General features: G+C 71.9%; 10 protein-coding genes. 6 read left to right on the forward strand and 4 right to left on the reverse strand.

The window, feature by feature from the left end:
- The first annotated feature begins 182 nt into the window (after positions 1–182).
- A complete protein-coding gene (locus ACIA8O_RS33070) occupies positions 183–3,404 on the forward strand; it encodes a S41 family peptidase (protein ID WP_396297710.1) in 3,222 nt (1,073 codons plus the stop codon).
- Positions 3,405–3,554: 150 nt separating this feature from the next.
- Here the strand turns inward: ACIA8O_RS33070 and ACIA8O_RS33075 are convergent, their stop codons facing one another.
- Positions 3,555–3,752, reverse strand: coding sequence for a hypothetical protein (locus ACIA8O_RS33075; RefSeq protein WP_396297711.1), 198 nt, complete (start codon positions 3,750–3,752; stop codon positions 3,555–3,557).
- 205 nt (positions 3,753–3,957) lie between these two features.
- Between ACIA8O_RS33075 and adhE the strand changes: the two genes are divergently transcribed.
- The 4 genes from adhE (at position 3,958) to ACIA8O_RS33095 (ending at position 10,605) form a co-directional block, all read left to right on the forward strand.
- Entirely contained in the window at positions 3,958–6,597 is a 2,640-nt protein-coding gene (gene adhE, locus ACIA8O_RS33080) for a bifunctional acetaldehyde-CoA/alcohol dehydrogenase (RefSeq protein ID WP_396297712.1), read from the forward strand.
- A gap of 105 nt (positions 6,598–6,702) precedes the next feature.
- Positions 6,703–8,970: a formate C-acetyltransferase gene (pflB, locus tag ACIA8O_RS33085; protein WP_396297713.1), complete on the forward strand. Its 2,268-nt coding sequence runs from the start codon at positions 6,703–6,705 to the stop codon at positions 8,968–8,970.
- A 15-nt stretch (positions 8,971–8,985) separates the two neighbouring features.
- A complete protein-coding gene (pflA, locus tag ACIA8O_RS33090) occupies positions 8,986–9,765 on the forward strand; it encodes a pyruvate formate-lyase-activating protein (RefSeq protein WP_396297714.1) in 780 nt (259 codons plus the stop codon).
- Positions 9,766–9,795: 30 nt separating this feature from the next.
- Positions 9,796–10,605: a phosphoribosyl-dephospho-CoA transferase MdcG domain-containing protein gene (locus ACIA8O_RS33095; RefSeq protein ID WP_396297715.1), complete on the forward strand. Its 810-nt coding sequence runs from the start codon at positions 9,796–9,798 to the stop codon at positions 10,603–10,605.
- A 12-nt stretch (positions 10,606–10,617) separates the two neighbouring features.
- Here ACIA8O_RS33095 and ACIA8O_RS33100 read toward each other — a convergent pair whose 3' ends face one another.
- The 3 genes from ACIA8O_RS33100 to ACIA8O_RS33110 are packed head-to-tail and all read right to left on the reverse strand — an operon-like array spanning position 10,618 to position 14,494.
- Positions 10,618–12,621 (reverse strand): dipeptide ABC transporter ATP-binding protein, encoded by a 2,004-nt coding sequence (locus tag ACIA8O_RS33100; RefSeq protein ID WP_396297716.1) that lies wholly within the window; start codon positions 12,619–12,621, stop codon positions 10,618–10,620.
- Positions 12,618–13,511, reverse strand: coding sequence for an ABC transporter permease (locus ACIA8O_RS33105; protein WP_396297717.1), 894 nt, complete (start codon positions 13,509–13,511; stop codon positions 12,618–12,620). Before ACIA8O_RS33105 ends, ACIA8O_RS33100 begins: the two co-directional genes overlap by 4 nt.
- A complete protein-coding gene (locus ACIA8O_RS33110) occupies positions 13,511–14,494 on the reverse strand; it encodes an ABC transporter permease (protein ID WP_396297718.1) in 984 nt (327 codons plus the stop codon). The genes ACIA8O_RS33105 and ACIA8O_RS33110 overlap by 1 nt, the downstream gene beginning before the upstream one ends.
- 274 nt (positions 14,495–14,768) lie before the next feature.
- Between ACIA8O_RS33110 and ACIA8O_RS33115 the strand changes: the two genes are divergently transcribed.
- The gene (locus ACIA8O_RS33115; RefSeq protein WP_396297719.1) at positions 14,769–16,463 is read left to right on the forward strand and encodes an ABC transporter family substrate-binding protein; all 1,695 of its coding nucleotides are present in this window, start codon (positions 14,769–14,771) and stop codon (positions 16,461–16,463) included.
- Positions 16,464–16,857: the final 394 nt, after the last annotated feature.

The following is a 16,857-nucleotide window of genomic DNA, read 5'->3' on the forward strand; positions in this document are numbered from 1 at the left end:
TCCGGCAGGGCAGCGCCCCGCAGGGGCGCGGGGAACTGCGCGCATCGGAAGGCGGCCCACCGGCAACTGAACCGCCGTCAGCCAGTTGCAGGTGCTGCCGTTCCCCCGCGCGCAGTTCCTCGCGCCCCTGCGGGGCTCAACCTGGTCAGCCCGGGTTGCGGGCCCGCGGGGGCGCACGTTGCATGGGAGGCGTGACCGTCCCTGGCTACCTCCGGTTCCCGCACGTGCGTGGCGGCCTGCTCACCTTCACCGCCGAGGACGACGTCTGGGCCGCCCCGCTGGCAGCGGACGGGGAGGTCGGCCGGGCGTGGCGGGTGAGCTGCGACCGGACCAGGGTGAGCGGTCCGCGGCTCTCGCCGGACGGCGGGACCATCGCCTGGACCAGCTGGCTGACCCTCACCCCCGAGGTGTGGAGCGCCCCTTCGGCCGGGGGCGAGCCGGCCGTCCGGCTGACGTACTGGGGCAGTCAGGACACCCGGCTGCGCGGGTGGCTGCCGGACGGCGAGCTGCTCGCGGTGACCTCGTACCACGAGCCCTTCGCGCACTACACCTGGGCGTGGGCGCTCCCGCGGGACGGCTCTCCCGGGCGGCGGATGCCCTGGGGGCCGGTCGGCGACGCGCAGCAGGACGGCGAGCACACCGTGCTGCTGACGGCCACCGCCCCGCACGAGCCCGCGGCGTGGAAGCGGTACCGGGGCGGGGCGACCGGACGGCTCTGGCTGGGGAACCGTCAGCTGCTGCCGGAGCTGCCCGGCCACCTCGCCTCCCCGATGCCGATGGGCGGGCGGATCGCCTTCCTCTCCGACCACGAGGGGGTGGGCAACCTCTACTCCTGCCGCACCGACGGCACCGACCTGCGCCGGCACACCGACCACGCCTCCTACTACGCCCGCGAGGCGGCCACCGACGGGACCAGGATCGTCTACCAACACGCCGGTGACCTCTGGCTGTTGGAGAGCCTGGACGCCCCGCACCCGCGTCGGCTGGAGGTGCCGCTCGGCGGTTCGCGGACCGGGCGCCGCCCGTACCAGGTGCCGACGGCGGGTCAGGTGAAGGACCTGGCCTGCGACACCACCGGGCGGGCCAGCGTCCTGACGGTCCGGGGCAGCCTGTACTGGCTGGCGCACCGGGACGGCCCGGCCCGGGTGCTGGCGGACACCCCCGGGGTGCGGGCCCGGCTGCCGGTGGTGCTCGGGGCGGAGGGACGGATCGCCTGGGTCACCGACGCGGAGGGGGCCGACGCGGTGGAGATCGCCCCCGCGCCGGGCCGGGGCGGCGACGGGGGCCCGAACCGGCGGCTGGCGGCGGGGCGGCTGGGCCGGGTGGTGGAGCTGACGGGTTCGCCGGACGGCCGCACCCTGGCGGTGGTCGCCTCGGACGGACGGCTGCTGCTGGTCTCGGTGGCGGACGGCGCGGTCACCGAGGTGGCCGCCTCCCGGCACGGCCCGGTCGGCACGCCCGCGTTCTCCCCCGACTCGCAGTGGCTGGCCTGGGCGCAGCCGGTGGCGGGCCGCTCGCTGCGTTCGATCCAGCTGGCCCGGGTGGCGGACCCCGCGCGGACCGTGGACGTGACCGGCGGGCGGTTCGAGGACGAGCACCCGGTCTTCACCCGGGACGGCCGCTTCCTGGTCTTCCTGTCCTGGCGCGGCTTCGACCCGGTGCACGACGTGCACACCGGGGACCTCTCCTTCCCGCTGGGCTGCCGCCCGTACCTGGTGCCGCTGGCGGCGGACACCCCGTCACCGTTCGCCCCGCCGGCCGAGGGCCGCCCACCGGTCGGTCTGGACCCGGAGCAGAGCAGCGGGGACGGCACGGTGACGGTGGATCAGCAGGGGCTCTCCACCCGGCTGGTGCCGTTCCCGGTGACGGCCTCCAAGTACTCCGCGACCGCCTCGGCCCGGGGCGGGGTGCTCTGGCTGCGCTGGCCGATCGCGGGGGCGCTGGGGCAGACCTTCGCCAATCCGGCCGACACCTCGGGCCGCCCGGTGCTGGAGTACTTCGACCTGGCGCACGGGACCCGGACCACGGTGGCCGAGCAGGTCGAGGGCTACTCGGTCTCCGGGGACGGCCGCTCGGTGCTGGTGTTCTCCAACGCGACCCTCCGACTGCTTCAACTCCCGTCCGGCAGCCAGCCGTTGACGGTGGACCTGCGGCGGATCACGCACACCGTGCACCCGGCCGAGGAGTGGCGGCAGTCCTTCCGGGAGGCGGCCCGGATCGTGCCGGACCAGTTCTGGGACGAGGGCATGTGCGGGCTGGACTGGCCCGGACTGGTCGAGCAGTACGCCCCGCTGGTGGACCGGGTGGCCTCCCCGGACGACTTCGCCGACCTGCTCCGGGAGCTGCTCGGCGAACTCGGCACCTCGCACGCCTACGTCACCGCCGCCCGCCGCAGCGAGGGCGCCACCCTGGCGCAGCAGCCGATGGGCCTGCTCGGCGCGGACATCCGGCGCGCGGCGGACGGCCGCTGGCTGGTGCACCGGATCCTGCCCGGAGAGTCCTCCGACCCGCGCGCCCGGGCCCCGCTGGCGGGCTACGGGCTGCGCGACGGCGACGAGTTCACCGCCGTCGGCGGCCGCCCGCCGGACCCGGTGCTCGGCCCCGCCCCCTTGCTGGCCGGGGCCGGGAACACCACCGTGGAGCTGAGCTTCCGCACCGCCGCCGACGGCTCCGAACGGCGGATCGCGGTCACCCCGCTGACCGACGAACGGCCGATCCGCTACCAGGACTGGGTGGCCAAACGGCGGGATCTGGTACGGGAGTTGAGCGACGGGCGGTGCGGATACCTGCACATCCCCGACCTGGGCGGCTCGGGCTGGGCGCAGTTCAACCGCGACCTGCGGCGCGAACTCGACCACCCCGCCGTGGTGTTGGACGTGCGGGGGAACGCCGGCGGGAACGTCTCCGAGCTGGTGCTGGAGAAGCTCAACCGCCGGGTGCTGGCCTGGGACCAGCCGCGCGGGCGGCTGCCGGTCCGCTACCCCCGGGACGCGCCGCGCGGGCCGCTGGTGGCCCTGGCCGACCACGCCACCAGCTCGGACGGGGACGTGATCATCGCGGCCATCCGGCTGCTGGGCCTCGGGCCGGTGGTCGGGACCAGGACCTGGGGCGGGGTGGTCGGCATGACCGGGCGCCACACGCTGGGGGACGGGACGCAGATCTCGGTGCCGAAGAACGCCTCGTGGTTCACCGGAGGCATCGGGTGGTCGGTGGAGAACCACGGGGTGGCGCCGGACGTGACGGTGGTGCGGGGGCCGCACGAGTGGGCGGCGCACCTGCACACCGAACTGGAGACCGCCGTCCGGCTGGCCCTCGACCTGCTGGCCGAACACCCGGCCGCCGCTCCCCCACCGCCGGACACCCCGCGGCCCGACCTCCGTCGCCCGCCGCTACCTCCACGGTAGTGGTCACACCAGGGGCGCGGGGAACTGCGCGCGGGGGAACGGCAGCACCTGCAACTGGCTGACGGAGCCTCAGTTGCAGGTGAGCCGCCTTCCGATTCGCGCAGTTCCCCGCGCCCCTGAGGTCGCTGCCCGGCGGGCGTCAGTCGCTTCCTAGTCCCAGGGGTCGCCTTCGGCGGTCATCTCGTCCGCCGCGCGGCGGTCGTCCTCGGTGAGTTCGGCCCGTTCCATGGCCGTGCGCTGGGGGGTGTCGGCGAACGCGTCGGCGGCCTCGTCGTGGGCGAGCCGCTGGCGTTCGTTCGGGTCCAGCGTCTCCTGGGCCTTGTGCCGGAACCTGTCCAAGATGCCCATGCTGTCCTCCTCGGGTCGGTCCGCACTGCCACCGTACGCCGCCTCCTGACCGAACGGCTCCCGGAAGTGGAGCCGTTGGTCCCTGGGAAGAACGGTCCGAGGCCCGTAGCCGCCTGATCTCCCCCAGACGGAGGGTGGAGCTGTCAGCCGCTTCCGGCAGCGTCGCCGGGACGCCACGCAGCACCTGCTCCCCGAGGTGAACGAGATGGCCCGCCAGAAGTCCGCAGCGACCGAGACATCCGCCCCGTCCGAGGCCGCCACGGCGGTCGACGCCCTGGTCCGCAACGGCCAGGAGGCCCTGCGGGAGTACGCGGGGTTCACCCAGGAGCAGGTCGACCACATCGTCAAGAAGGCTTCGCTGGCCGCACTCGCCGCGCACACCCGGCTGGCGGTGATGGCGGTGGAGGAGACCGGCCGCGGGGTGTTCGAGGACAAGGCCGTGAAGAACATCTTCGCGTGCGAGCACGTCACCCACTCGATGGCCGGCATGAAGACCGTGGGCGTGGTCCGCCGGGACGAGATCGACGGCATCGTGGAGATCGCCGAGCCGGTCGGCGTGGTCGCCGGGGTCACGCCCGTCACCAACCCGACCTCGACCACCATCTTCAAGGCCCTGATCGCCCTGAAGACCCGCAACCCGATCGTCTTCGGCTTCCACCCCTCGGCGCAGGACTGCTCGGCCGAGGCGGCCCGGATCGTCCGGGACGCGGCGGTCGCGGCCGGGGCCCCGGCCCACTGCGTGCAGTGGATCGAGCGGCCCTCGATGGAGGCCACCGGCGCGCTGATGAACCACCCGGGGGTGGCAACCATCCTGGCCACCGGCGGGAACGCGATGGTGAAGGCGGCCTACTCCTGCGGCAAGCCGGCCCTCGGCGTCGGTGCGGGCAACGTGCCCGCGTACATCGAGAAGAGCGCGGACCTCAAGCGGGCCGTGAACGACGTGGTGGTCTCCAAGTCCTTCGACAACGGGATGATCTGCGCCTCCGAGCAGGCGGTGATCCTCGACCGGGAGATCCACGGCCCGGCGATGGCCGAGTTCCGCAAGCTCAAGGCGTACCTGGCCACCGAGGCGGAGAAGGCGCTGCTGGAGGCGTACGTCTTCGGCGTCGGCGAGGACCGCAACTGTGCGGGGGCCAAGCTGAACGCGGCAGTGGTCGGCCGGTCGCCGCAGCAGATCGCCGAGGCGGCGGGCTTCGAGGTGCCGGCGGACACCTCGATCATCCTGGCCGAGGTGGGCTCGGTCGGGCCGCAGGAGCCGCTGACCCGGGAGAAGCTCTGCCCGGTGCTGGCGGTGCTGACGGCGGAGAGCCGGGAGCAAGGGCTGAGGCTGGCCACCGAGATGGTGGAGTTCCACGGGCTGGGCCACTCGGCCGCGGTGCACACCGAGGACGAGGCCTTCGCCGAGGAGTTCGGGCACGCCGTGAAGGCCTGCCGGGTGATCTGGAACGCGCCCAGTTCGCAGGGCGGCATCGGCGACGTCTACAACGCCTTCATGCCCTCGCTCACCCTGGGCTGCGGCTCGTACGGGGCCAACTCGGTCTCCGGGAACGTGACCGCGCTCAACCTCGTCAACATCAAGCGGATCGGGCGGCGCAACACCAACATGCAGTGGTTCAAGATCCCGCCGAAGGTCTTCTTCGAGCGCAACTCCATCAAGTACCTGGCCGACATGCGCGGCGCCCGCAAGGTGGTCATCGTCACCGACCGGACCATGGTGGAGATCGGGCACGTGGAGCGGGTGCGGAGCATCCTGGCCCGCCGCTCGGAGCCGGTCGAGGTGCGGGTGCTCGACTTCGTCGAGCCCAACCCGAGCATCGACACGGTGGAGAAGGGCGCCGAGCTGATGCGCGGCTTCCGGCCGGACACCATCATCGCGCTGGGCGGCGGCTCGCCGATGGACGCGGCCAAGGTGATGTGGCTGATGTACGAGCACCCCGAGACGGTCTTCGCGGACCTGAAGGAGAAGTTCTTCGACATCCGCAAGCGCGCCTTCACCTTCCCCGACCTGGGCGAGAAGGCCAAGCTGGTCTGCATCCCGACCACCTCGGGCACCGGCTCGGAGGTCACCCCGTTCGCGGTGATCACCGACTCGGCCACCGGCCAGAAGTACCCGCTGGCGGACTACGCGCTGACCCCGAGCGTGGCCATCTGCGACCCGGCGCTCACCACGAACCTGCCGAAGGAGGTCACCGCCGACTCCGGCTTCGACGCCCTGACGCACTGCATCGAGACCTACGTCTCGGTCTACGCCAACGACTTCACCGACGGGCTGGCCCTGCAGGGCATCAAGCTGATCTTCGAGAACCTGGAGCAGGCCGTCGCCGACGGCCCGAACAGCCCCGTCGCCCGGGAGAAGATGCACAACGCCGGGACGATCGCCGGGATGGCCTTCGGCTCCGCCTTCCTCGGCGTGGTGCACGCGATGGCGCACACCCTGGGCGCCACCTTCCACGTCGCGCACGGCCGGACCAACGCGATCCTGCTGCCGCACGTGATCCGCTACAACGGCGCGGCCCCGTCCAAGGTGACCAGCTGGCCCAAGTACCAGAGCTACGTGGCCCCGGAGCGCTTCCAGGCGATCGCCCGGATGCTCGGCCTGCCGGCCGGCAGCCCGGAGCAGGGCGTGGAGTCGCTGGCGCGGGCGGTCGAGGAGCTGCGGGCCGAGGTCGGCATCCCGGACTCCTTCAAGGCGGCGGGAGTCGACGAGGCGTCGTTCCTGGAGGCGCTGCCGCGGCAGGCGATGTACGCCTACGAGGACCAGTGCGCCCCGGCCAACCCGCGGATGCCGATGCTGGCCGACATGGAGCAGCTGATGCGGCAGGCCTACTACGGCAATCGCAACTGAGGTCCAAGGTCCCTACGAATCAGGACTTTCCGAGCCCATGTGACTTTGTGAATCGATTCACAATGTACGCGTAGGGCTCGGAATCCAAGAGCGGGAGCAGCAGACATGAGCACCCAGCACATCGAGAAGACGGCCGCCGGCGCCTGGGAGGGCTTCAAGGGCGGGCTGTGGCGCGACAGCGTCGACGTCCGCGACTTCATCCAGCAGAACTACACCCCCTACCTGGGCGACAGCTCCTTCCTGGCCGGGCCCACCGAGCGCACCACCGCCGTGTGGAAGGCGATCACGGACAGGTTCCCCGAGGAGCGCGCCAAGGGCGTGTACGACGTCGCGTACGACATCCCCTCGACCATCACCGCGCACGCCCCCGGGTACATCGACCGGGACAAGGACCTGATCGTCGGGCTGCAGACCGACGCCCCGCTGAAGCGGGCGATCATGCCCAACGGCGGCTGGCGGATGGTGGCCGGTGCCCTGGAGACGTACGGGTACCCGGTCGACCCGGAGCTGGAGAAGGTCTTCACCGAGTACCGCAAGACCCACAACGCCGGGGTCTTCGACGCCTACACCCCCGCGATCCGGGCCGCCCGCAAGGCCGGCATCGTCACCGGGCTGCCGGACGCCTACGGCCGCGGCCGGATCATCGGCGACTACCGCCGGGTCGCGCTCTACGGCGTGGACCGGCTGATCGAGGCCAAGCTGGCCGAGAAGGCCGAGCTGGACGCCGCGCCGACCGACCCGGCGCTGCTGGAGGAGACCATCCGCGAGCGCGAGGAACTCGCCGAGCAGATCCGCTCGTTGGGCGAGCTCAAGCAGATGGCGGCCTCCTACGGGTACGACGTCTCCGGGCCGGCCACCAGCGGGCGCGAGGCGATCCAGTGGCTGTACTTCGCCTACCTGGCGGCGGTGAAGGAGCAGAACGGCGCGGCCATGTCGCTCGGCCGGACCTCCACCTTCGTCGACGTCTACCTCCAACGGGACATCGAGAACGGGGTGTTGACGGAGGAGCAGGCCCAGGAGCTGGTGGACGACTTCATCGTCAAGCTGCGGATCGTCCGCTTCCTGCGCACCCCCGAGTACGACGAGCTGTTCTCCGGGGACCCGACCTGGGTGACCGAGTCGATCGGCGGCATCGGCCAGGACGGCCGCCCGCTGGTGACCAGGACCTCGTTCCGCTACCTGCAGACCCTGTACAACCTCGGCCCGGCCCCCGAGCCGAACATGACGGTCTTCTGGTCTCCGCAACTCCCGCAAGGGTTCAAGGAGTTCTGCGCCCAGGTGTCGATCGACACCTCCAGCGTGCAGTACGAGTCGGACGAGCTGATGCGCCCGCGGTTCGGCGACGACACCGCGATCGCCTGCTGCGTCTCGGCCATGGCGGTCGGCAAGCAGATGCAGTTCTTCGGCGCCCGGGTGAACCTCGCCAAGACCCTGCTCTACGCGGTCAACGGCGGCCGGGACGAGAAGTCCGGTGCCCAGGTCGGGCCCGAGAGCGGCCCGATCACCTCCGACGTCCTGGACTACGACGAGGTGATGGAGCGCTTCGACCAGCAGATGGAGTGGCTGGCCGAGACCTACGTCCACGCGCTCAACGTCATCCACTACATGCACGACCGGTACGCCTACGAGCGGATCGAGATGGCGCTGCACGACCGCGCGGTCCGCCGCACCATGGCCTGCGGCATCGCCGGCCTCTCGGTGGCCGCCGACTCGCTCTCGGCCATCAAGCACGCAAAGGTGACCCCGGTGCGGGACGAGAGCGGCCTGGTCACCGACTACCTGATCGACGGCGAGTACCCGGCCTACGGCAACAACGACGACCGGGTGGACTCGATCGCGGTCTGGCTGGTCGAGGAGTTCATGAAGAAGGTGCGCAAGCACCCGACCTACCGGAACGCCGAGCACACCCAGTCGGTGCTGACCATCACCTCGAACGTGGTCTACGGCAAGAAGACCGGCAACACCCCCGACGGCCGCCGGGCCGGCGAGCCGTTCTCCCCGGGCGCCAACCCGATGAACGGCCGGGACGCGCACGGCTACGTGGCCAGCGCCCTGTCGGTGGCCAAGCTGCCGTACGAGCACGCCGAGGACGGCATCTCGCTGACCAACACCGTCACCCCCGACGCGCTCGGCCGCACCCCCGAGGAGCGGGTGAAGAACCTCGCGGGCGTGCTGGACGGCTACACGGCCTCCAACGGCTTCCACATGAACGTCAACGTGCTCAACCGCGACACCCTGCTGGACGCCATGGAGCACCCGGAGGACTACCCGCAGCTGACCATCCGGGTGAGCGGATACGCCGTCAACTTCGTCCGGCTGACCCGCGAACAGCAGCTCGACGTGCTCAACCGCACCTTCCACGGCTCGCTCTAGGCAGGAGATCCCGTCATGGCCGTCACCCTCGGAACCGAGATCCCCGTCGGCGCACACGTCGGCACGCCGGTCGGCTCGGTGCACTCCTGGGACCTCTCCACCGGGGTGGACGGCCCGGGCACCCGGTTCGTCACCTTCCTGGCCGGGTGCCCGCTCACCTGCCTGTACTGCCACAACCCCGACACCATGAAGATGCGCAACGGCCGGCGCACCACCGCCGACGCGGTGGTGGCCGAGGCCGCGAAGTACACCACCTTCATCCGGGCCGCCGGCGGCGGCGCCACCGTCAGCGGCGGCGAGCCGCTGCTCCAACCGGCCTTCGCCGGCGAGCTGTTCCACCGCTTCAAGCACGAGCTCGGCCTGCACACCGCGCTGGACACCTCCGGCTTCCTGGGTGCCCGGGCCACCGACGAGCTGCTGGCCGATGTCGACCTGGTGCTGCTGGACGTCAAGTCCTGGGACCGCGAGCTCTACCGCAGGGTCACCGGGCGGCCGTTGGAGCCCACCCTGGACTTCGCCCGGCGGCTCGCCGACCTCGGCAAGGAGGTCTGGGTCCGCTTCGTGCTGGTGCCCGGGCTGACCGACCCGGCCGAGAACGTCGAGGGCGTGGCCGGCTTCGCCGCCTCGCTGGGCAACGTCTCCCGGGTGGACGTGCTGCCCTTCCACAAACTGGGGGCGGCCAAGTACCAGGCCCTGGGCCAGGACTTCGCGCTGGCCGACACCCCCTCGCCCACCCCCGAGCAGGTGGCCGCCGCCCGCGGCGCCTTCACCCGCCACGGCCTCAACGCCGTCTGACGGCACCACAATTCAAGAAGGAGAACCCCGATGACCACCGCAGTGCCGCGCCGCCGCCGCAGGGCCGACGAGCCCGACGAGCACCCCGGCCGCCCCCGCCGGGTGGTCGGGCCGGTCCCGGCGATGGACGGCCGGACGCCGACCGCGCACGACCTGCTGCTGCTGCACTGCCCCTCCTCGCTGCGGCGCACCGTCTCCGGCGGCGAGCCGCTGCCCGCCTGGGCCCGCACCCTGCTGCGCGGCAACCCCTGGGTCACCGTCCGCCGCGCCCCGGCCATCGCCGGCCTCTCCCCCGCCCGGGTGCACTGCACCCGGGACGGCTCGGCCACCGCCGAGAGCTGGATCCCGGTCGCGCTGCACGGCCCCCGCCCGGACCAGCGGGCCGCCGGCTACGCCCCCCGCTCGGCCGTCGCCCTCACCCTCGCCCCCGAGCAACTCCCGGACCGCCTGGAGCAGTTGCCCGAGGCCAGGCGCCTCGGGGTGCCCGCCCTGGCGGTGCTGCCGGAGGCCGCCGCGGTGGTCGAGAGCTACAACCTCAGCTGGGGCCCGATCGGCGCCGTCGGCTGCGAGCTAGCCACCGGCGTCCCCACCACCGCTCCCGGCAGCCCGCTGCGTCTGCTGCTGCGCAGCCCGCTCCCGTTCAGCCGCCGGGACGCCCTGCTGCTGCGCCGCAGGCTGCACAAGCTCCCGGTCCGGGTAGAGGCCGAGCTGGAGACCCGCCACGGCGCGGTCTCCCTGGCCGAGTACTCCACCTCCCCGCAGGTGCTCACCCTGCACACCCCGGACGGCCCGGAGCTGGTCGGCGACCCCTGGTTCCCCCGGCGGCTGCGCAGTGCCTGACCGGGTGCCCGGTCAGGCGTGGTGGCAGGCGACTCCGTCGGTGAGCGGCGGGGCCGTCTGTTCGCACAGGGGCCGCTTCTCCGGCGGGAGTTCGGCGTAGAGCGGGCAGCGGGTGCGGAAGGCGCAGCCGGTGTGGCGCTCGGTCGGGGAGGGCGGGTCGCCGGGGAGCAGGGTGCGGGTGCGGGCGCGTTCGGCGGCCGGGTCGGGGAGCGGGACGGCGGAGCGCAGGGCCCGGGTGTAGGGGTGGCGGGGGTGGTCGAGGACCTCGGCGACCGGGCCCTGTTCGACGGTGCGGCCGAGGTACATCACGCTGACCCGGTCGCAGAGGTGGCGGATCACCGAGAGGTCGTGCGAGACGAAGAGGTAGGCCAGGCCGAGTTCGGCCTTGAGCTGCTGGAGCAGGTTGAGCACGCCGGCCTGGACGGAGACGTCGAGGGCGGAGACCGGCTCGTCGAGGACGAGCAGCTTCGGCGAGACGGCCAGCGCCCGGGCGATCGAGATCCGCTGGCGCTGGCCGCCGGAGAACTGGTGCGGGTAGCGGGTGGCGTGGGCCGGGTCCAGGCCGACCTGGCGGAGCAGTTCGGGGATCCGGCGGTCGATCAGCTCGCGCGGGGCGCGCTGGGCCAGCAGCGGTTCGGCGATGATGTCGCCGACCGGCTGGCGCGGGTCCAGGCTGGCCATCGGGTCCTGGAAGACGATCTGCACCTCGCCGCGCAGGCGGTGGGCGTCCGCCTTGCTGAGGGTGGCGGTGTCGTGGCCGAGCAGCTCGATCCGGCCGGCCTCGGGGGCGGTCAGGCCGAGCAGTTCGAACAGGGTGGTGGACTTGCCGGAGCCGGACTCCCCCACCAGGCCGAGGGTCTCGCCGCGCCGCAGGTCCAGCTCGACGCCGTCCACCGCGTGCACCGAGCCGACCCGGCGCTTGAAGACGGTGCCCTTGAGCACCGGGAAGGTCTTGGCCAGGCCGGTGACGGTGAGCACCGGCTCGCGCTCCTCACGGGGCGTCAGGTCGGGCTCGGGCAGCGGCGGGACGGGGTAGACCTCCTGCGGGGCCGGGCGGGTCGCGGCCAGGAAGTCGGCGCGCAGGCAGGCCGCGAGGTGGTCGCCGTCGCCGGTGAGCGCGGGCTCCTCGGTGCGGCAGCGGTCCTCCACCAGCGGGCAGCGGTCGGCGAAGGGGCAGCCACCGACGAGGCCGCCGGGCGCGGGCGGTTGGCCGGGGATCGGCACCAGGGCGCCGCGGGCGCCGTCCAGCCGGGGCACCGCGCCGATCAGGCCGAGGGTGTACGGGTGGCGGGGGTGGGCGAAGAGCTCGTCCACCGGGGCGGTCTCCACCACCCGGCCCGCGTACATCACGGCGACCCGGTCGGCCATTCCGGCGATCACGCCGAGGTCGTGGCTGACCAGTACCAGGGCGGCGCCGGTCTCCCGCTGGGCGGTGCGCAGCACCTCCAGCACCTGGGCCTGGATGGTGACGTCCAGGGCGGTGGTGGGCTCGTCGGCGAGCAGGATGTCCGGGTCGTTGGCGATGGCCATGGCGATCATCGCGCGCTGGCGCATGCCGCCGGAGAACTCGTGCGGGAAGGAGTCCAGGGCGCGGCGCGGGTCGGGGATGCCGACCAGGTCGAGGAGTTCGGCGGCCCGGTCGCGGGCGGCGGCGCGGTCCAGTTTGCGGTGGACCCGGATGGCCTCGACGATCTGGTCGCCGATCCGGTAGACGGGGGTGAAGGCGGAGAGCGGGTCCTGGAAGACCATCGCCACCTTGTTGCCGCGCAGGCCCGCGAGTTCGCGGCTCGGCAGGCCGACCAGCTCCCGGCCTTCCAGCCGCACCGAGCCCTTCACCTTCGCGGCGCCCGGCAGCAGGCCGAGCACGGCCAGCGCGGTGACGGACTTGCCGGAGCCGGACTCGCCGACGATCCCGAGGGTCTCCCCGCGACGCAGCGTCAGGTCCACCCCGCGCACGGCCGGCTGGGACCCGAAGTCGACGGCCAGCTCGGAGACTTCGAGCAGAGGGGTGGTCAAGACGAACTCCGGGAGGTGGGGTCGAGGGCGTCGCGCAGGCCGTCGCCGATCAGGTTGACGGCGAGGACGAAGAGGACCAGGAGGGCGGCGGCGAAGTAGAACAGCCAGGGGAAGACCGGGGCCTGGTCGGTGCCGGCGGCGAGCAGGGTGCCGAGCGAGACGTCGGGGGCGCGGACGCCGAAGCCGAAGTAGGAGAGGGCGGCCTCGCTCATCACGGCGCCGCCCACCGTGATGGTGGCGTCGGTGATCAGGAAGGAGGCGACGTTCGGCAGGACGTGGCGCAGGATGATCCGCAGGGGGTGCACGCCCATGAAGCGGGCGGCCCGGACGAACTCGCGCTCGCGCAGCGAGCGGGTCATCGAGCGGACCACCCGGGCGGTGATCATCCAGTTGAAGACGGCCAGCAGGACGACGAAGGCGATCCAGCCGGAGCCCTTCAGCCGGGGCGAGATGATGGTGATGATCAGGAAGCTGGGGAAGACCAGCATCAGGTCGACCAGGAAGGTCAGGCAGCGGTCGGTCCAGCCGCCGAAGTACCCGGCGCAGGCGCCGACCAGCCCGGCCAGCGCGGTGGAGAAGACCGCCACCAGCAGCCCGATGACCAGGGACTTCTGCAGGCCCCGGACGGTCTGCGCGAAGACGTCCTGGCCGAGGCCGTTGGTGCCGAACCAGTGCTGGCCGGAGGGGGGTTGGCGCAGCGCGGTGTAGTCCGGGGTGGCGTAGTCCCAGGGCGTCAGGTGCGGGCCGAGGAAGGCCAGCAGGAAGAGCAGCAGCACCGTGACGGCGCCGGTCACGACGCCCCGGGCGGCCAGCAGGCGGCGCAGCACCAGGCGGGAGCGGCCCGCGGGGGCGGCCGGTTCGGCCGGGGTGAGCGGGAGCACGGCAGTCATCAGGACCTGACCCGGGGGTCGAGGGCGGCGGTGAGCAGGTCGGCCAGGAAGCCGGAGGCCAGCACCACCACCGCGGCGAACAGGTTGACCGCGACCACCGAGTTGATGTCCTGCTCGTTGATCGCCTGGATGAACCACTCCCCCATGCCGTGCCAGCCGAAGATGGTCTCGGTGAAGGCGGCGCCGGTGAAGATGCCCAGAAAGCTGTAGGCGAACATCGTGGTCATCGGGATGATCGCGGTCCGCAGCCCGTGCTTGAGCAGGGCCTGACGCCTGGTCAGGCCCTTGGCCTCGGCGGTGCGCAGGTAGTCGGAGCCGAGCACGTCCAGCATGGTGGCGCGCTGGTAGCGGCTGTAGACGGCCAGGCCGCCGAGGGCCAGCGAGAGGGTGGGCAGCAGCAGGTGCAGGCCCCAGTCGGCCAGGTGGGCGCCGATCCCGCCGGTCAGGCCGGGGGTCTCGTAGCCGGTGAACGGGATCACCTCGTGGCCGGCCGCGTCCTTGGCGGCGATGGCGCCGTTCTTCAGCAGCAGGGCCAGCAGGAAGACCGGGGTGGAGAGCAGCACGAAGGAGGTGAGGGTCAACGCCCGGTCGGAGAAGCGGTACTGGCGCACCGCGCCCCAGACGCCGACCGCGACGCCGAGCACCATGCCGAGCAGGCTGCCGACCAGCAGCAGCCGCAGCGAGACCCAGATCCGCCGGCCGAAGTCCTCGTTCACCGAGGTGTCGTGGATGGTGCGGCCGAGGTCGCCGTGGAGCACCAGGCCCTCGGCCCAGGTGCCGAAACGTTCCACCACGGGGGTGCGGTCGTTGATGTTCAGCTCGGTCAGCTGGCGGTCCACCGAGGCGGCGGACGGGCGTGGCTGCTTGGCCTCGAAGTAGGCCCGGGGGCCGAGTGCGGCGCTGGAGAGCGCGTACGCGAGGAAGACGGCGACGACCAGCAGCACGGCGTGGTAGCCGAGGCGCTTGGCCACGTAACGGATCACCGCGCACCGCCGGAGCCGGGTCTCGGTCCCCTGGACGACATGACGAACTACCTTTGTTCTGGGGTGGGTTGGATCAGTGTTCCAGCGCAGTACGAAGCGCACGTTGCCGCCGCATTGCGCCACGTGTCGTTCTGATCAGGTGTGAACGAGACCCCCTGGTAAGAGCACTGATCCGCTGTTACGTTCTGCTGGCCGAACACCGACTTGGCTGCCCACGTTCAACCTCCGCCACACCTGGCGGCACCCAAAAAATCTCTTCTCCGGGGGAACCCCTATGGACTCCATCACCAGCACCAGCCTCCGCCGCTTCGCCGTGCTCGCCGCCGCCGTGGCGCTCGCCGTCACGGGGTGCAGCTCGGCCGGTTCCGGCGGTGACGTGGCGAAGAACGTGGTGCCGACCCAGGACGCCGAGGACAACAACCCCCAGCCGCTGGAGAAGATCAAGGACGGCGGCGAGTTCCGCCCGCCGCTCCAGCAGTGGATCACCCAGTGGAACCCGTACCAGGTGGACGGCCGCTACGGCGACGCGGTCGAGATCATGACCTACACCCAGGCGCAGCTGTTCCGCACCGACGCCAAGGGCGTCTTCAAGCCGGTGCCGGAGTACCTGGTCTCGGCCGAGGTGACCTCCAAGTCGCCGCAGGTGGTGACGTACAAGCTCAACCCGAAGGCCAAGTGGTCGGACGGCAAGCAGCTGAGCGCCGAGGACTTCAAGGCGGTCTGGAAGGCCTCGAACGGCAAGGACCCGGCGTACAACATCGCCGACTCCTCCGGCTACGAGCAGATCTCCGACGTGGAGCAGGGCGCGGACGCCCAGGAGGTGAAGGTCACCTTCGACAAGCCGTACGCGGACTGGCAGAACCTCTTCAGCCCGCTGCTGCCGGCCTCCGGGATCTCCACCCCGGAGGCGTTCAACGACGGCTGGGTCGAGAAGGTCCCGGTCTGGAGCGGCCCGTTCAAGATCGGCAACCTGGACAAGACCGCGCAGACCATCACCCTGGTGCCCAACCCGGAGTGGTGGGGCCCGAAGCCCAAGCTGGACAAGATCACCTACCGGGTGCTGGCCAGTTCCGCGATCACCCAGGCCTTCCTCAACAACGAGGTGGACTACGCCTCGGCCGGCACCGCCACCGCCTACGGCCAGCTGAAGGACGCCAAGGACGGCGTCATCCGCACCGGCACCCCGTGGGACGAGGTGCACATCTCCTTCGGCGGCAACGGCCCGCTGGCCGACCGGACGGTGCGCCAGGCGCTCACCAAGGCGCTGGACCGCGCCGCGCTGATCAAGATCGTGAACCAGGGCGTGCCGGTGGAGTTCAAGCCGCTCGGCAACCACCTCTACATGACCAACCAGAGCGGCTACCAGGACAACTCCGGCGACTGGGCCAAGTCCGACCCGGCCAAGGCCAAGGAACTGCTGGAGCAGGCGGGCTGGAAGGAGCCGGCGGCCGGGCAGCCGCGCACCAAGGACGGCGTCGCGCTGGACCTGCACTACGTGCTCAGCGACGGCTCCACCCAGGCCCAGACCGACATGGCCACCGCCGTGCAGTCGATGCTCCAGCAGGTCGGCGTGAAGCTCACCCTGGACAAGGTGCCCAGCAAGGAGTACTTCGCCAAGTACGTCAACCAGGGCAAGTTCGACCTGGCCAGCTGGCGCAACACCGGCTCCTTCCCGCTCTCCTCCGGCGTCGCCAACTACCGCGCCCCGCAGGGCGACAACGTGTTCGGCAACTACTCCAAGCTCGCCACCCCGGAGATCGACACCCTGCTGCGCACCGCCGCCGGGACGCTGGACCGGGCCGAGGCCGACAAGCTCTACAACCAGGCCGACGCCAAGATCTGGGAACTGGCCCACACCCTGGAGCTCTACCAGCGCCCGAGCATCGTGGCGGTCCGCAAGGGCCTGGCCAACTTCGGAGCCAGCAGCCTGGCGAGCACCGACATCACCAAGGTGGGCTGGGAGAAGTAGCCCGTCCGGCCGCCGCACACCGCCCCGGCCCGGCCCGGCCGGAGCCGGGCATGGCGGTGCGGCGGCACCACGACGTGCGGCCGCACTGCCGGGCAGCGCGGTGATCACGAGGCCGGCGGCACGGGGGCCCGGCGTGCCCGCCCCCGTGTTCCGCCACCGGCCTTGACCTTCCGCGTTGCCCGAAGTCCGCCCGCGTCGTCCTTGCCACTGCGGAGGAATCTATCCGGCCGAACGGGGTGCACCCGGCCCCGGTGGCGGGGCGCGCCCGGGTTCCGGCGGTCCGTTCACCCGGTTCGCGCACTCCACCGTCAACTGGCGCTGACAGCAGGACAGAAGAGGTAAGTCGGATATACCGCGTGCCGCCGGGATGCGTGCGCCGGGAGTGACGGGCTGT

Source organism: Kitasatospora sp. NPDC051853 (genome assembly GCF_044452665.1).
Classification (GTDB): Bacteria; Actinomycetota; Actinomycetes; order Streptomycetales; family Streptomycetaceae; genus Kitasatospora.